The following is a 416-nucleotide window of genomic DNA, read 5'->3' as shown; positions in this document are numbered from 1 at the left end:
CGGAAATCCGGTGTGGATGCTTGGTACGCCTGAATATTGGGCGGTTTCGGGCTGGACGACAAACGACTCTTTGTGCAGGATTTGTGAGCAACGCTCACAGGTCGAACCCATGCCGCGCAGATTGCCGCCCCTCACCGCCTTGCCCGCCTTCGACGCGGCCGCCAGGCATTTGAGCTTCTCCAAGGCGGCGGAAGAGCTCAACCTCACCCATGGCGCCGTCAGCCGCGCCATCCGCAACATCGAGGACAGGCTGGGCATCCAGCTCTTGGCACGCGCTCCGTGCGCCTGACCGCTGTCGGCGCGGCCTATGCGGCGGAGGTCGGCAAGGCGCTCGACCAGATCGCCGCCGCCACCATCGCCGCCACGCCCGACCGCTCGACGCGCATCCTGAACGTCAGCACGTCGGACGGCTTTGC

The 416-nt window shown here is 66.3% G+C and carries 1 pseudogene; it reads left to right on the top strand.

Annotated features, from left to right (window positions below):
* Nucleotides 1–109: 109 nt before the first annotated feature.
* Nucleotides 110–416, top strand: a pseudogene (locus EN852_RS43295) (LysR family transcriptional regulator); the annotation flags it as partial.

It is taken from the genome of Mesorhizobium sp. M2E.F.Ca.ET.209.01.1.1 (assembly GCF_004010375.2).
Classification (GTDB): domain Bacteria; phylum Pseudomonadota; class Alphaproteobacteria; order Rhizobiales; family Rhizobiaceae; genus Mesorhizobium.
This window is presented reverse-complemented; position numbering and strand designations above follow the sequence as displayed.